At 63.9% G+C, this 1,528-nt stretch carries 2 protein-coding genes and 1 pseudogene; all 3 read left to right on the top strand.

Annotated features, from left to right (window positions below; translation table 11 throughout):
- Window positions 1-265: pseudogene (gene proA / locus AUC71_RS13105) on the top strand (glutamate-5-semialdehyde dehydrogenase); the annotation flags it as partial.
- Window positions 266-297: 32 nt separating this feature from the next.
- Window positions 298-885 carry a nicotinate-nucleotide adenylyltransferase gene (locus AUC71_RS13100; protein WP_069624615.1) on the top strand — a complete coding sequence of 196 codons (588 nt, stop codon included), beginning with the start codon at window positions 298-300 and terminating at the stop codon, window positions 883-885.
- 171 nt (window positions 886-1,056) lie between these two features.
- Complete coding sequence (gene rsfS, locus AUC71_RS13095) at window positions 1,057-1,467, top strand: ribosome silencing factor (protein WP_083238362.1); 411 nt, start codon at window positions 1,057-1,059, stop codon at window positions 1,465-1,467.
- Window positions 1,468-1,528: the final 61 nt, after the last annotated feature.

The raw sequence follows: 1,528 nt of genomic DNA, 5'->3' as shown, positions 1-1,528 counted from the left end.
CGCGCATATCGCCGAGTACGGCTCGCAGCATACGGACGCGATCGTCACCAACGATCAGGCCGCGGCCGATTCCTTTCTCGCCCGTGTCGACAGTGCCATCGTTTTGCACAATGCCTCGACCCAGTTCGCCGATGGCGGCGAGTTCGGCATGGGGGCCGAGATCGGCATCGCCACCGGGCGCTTCCATGCGCGCGGCCCGGTCGGCGTCGAGCAACTCACCACGTTCAAATATGTGGTGCGCGGGCAGGGCCAGACCCGGCCTTGAGCGCAAGCGGTCCTTCGCATCTCAGCGTTCCGATGGCCGCGCCAGGCATGCGCATCGGTCTGCTCGGCGGCTCGTTCGATCCGGCTCATGAGGCCCACCGCGAGATCAGCCTTACGGCCCTGAAGCGGCTGGGGCTCGATCAGGTCTGGTGGCTGGTGACGCCGGGCAACCCTCTCAAAGACGTCTCGCGGCTGCCGGGCGTGGCCGCCCGTGTGGCGGACGCCGAAAAGATCGCGCGGCATCCGCGGATCAAGGTCACCGGCTTCGACGGCGGAACGGGGTCCGGTTACACGGTCGATTTGCTGCTTGCGCTGAAGCGGCGCTTTCCCGGCGTCCACTTCGTCTGGCTGATGGGGGCGGACAATCTGGCGGGCCTTCACCGCTGGAGAGCCTGGCCCGAGATCTTCGGTCTGGTGCCCATCGCCGTCCTGGACCGTCCCGGATATCGACTCAGGCCCGCGCGGGCCAAGCCGCGCACCGCTTCGCGCCCTATTACGTGGGACGAGACGGATGCTTTGGCGCTTCCTCTCCTGGAGCCGCCGGCCTGGACCATTCTCAGCCGTCAGCTGTCGGGGCTCTCGTCTACGGCCCTTCGCGAAACTGTCGCGAAATCAGGCTAGACCGCTAGATAAGAGCAAGAAGACGCGGCCGAATACTACCTATTGAAACAATGCCAGTCGGCACTTATCCTACAGGGGCGAAGCGGCGACCTAGGGGCTCTCTCAAGCATTGTGCGCGAGACGTTGCCAGTCCGCTTCCGGGAGCAATGGCAGAAGGATACCCACGCAAACATGCGCTCACCTAGAGAGGCTACCGATCACGGTGCGCCTCTGACCGGATTAGCGTCATTTCGCGCCGATCCGGGAAGACTGCTCAAGATCGTGCTCGACACGCTCGACGGTTCAAAGGCCGAGGATGTTGTCGCCATCGACTTGAAAGGAAAGACCTCAATTGGCGATCACATGGTTGTCGCCTCGGGTCGTTCTCAGCGGCATGTCGGCGCCGTCGCCGACCACCTCATCAAAAAGCTGAAGGATGAAGGCTATGGCCGCGCCCGCGTCGAAGGACTGCCCCAGGGCGACTGGGTGCTGATCGATGCCGGCGATGTCATCGTCCATCTCTTCCGTCCCGAGGTTCGTGAGTTCTACAACCTCGAGAAGATGTGGTCCGCCGACCGGCCCATGGAGCGGATGGTGGTCTGAGAGACGGCTGACCGCCACCGGCGGCGTTTGCGGCAAAGGTGAGCTATGCGGCTCCTGATCG

It is taken from the genome of Methyloceanibacter marginalis (assembly GCF_001723295.1).
Lineage (GTDB): Bacteria > Pseudomonadota > Alphaproteobacteria > Rhizobiales > Methyloligellaceae > Methyloceanibacter > Methyloceanibacter marginalis.
This window is presented reverse-complemented; position numbering and strand designations above follow the sequence as displayed.

Excerpts from the sequence above, each read along its gene's own strand:
- rsfS (WP_083238362.1), top strand. The coding sequence starts at position 1,057 with ATGCGCTCACCTAGAGAGGCTACCGATCACGGTGCGCCTCTGACCGGA.
- AUC71_RS13100 (WP_069624615.1), top strand. The coding sequence starts at position 298 with ATGGCCGCGCCAGGCATGCGCATCGGTCTGCTCGGCGGCTCGTTCGAT.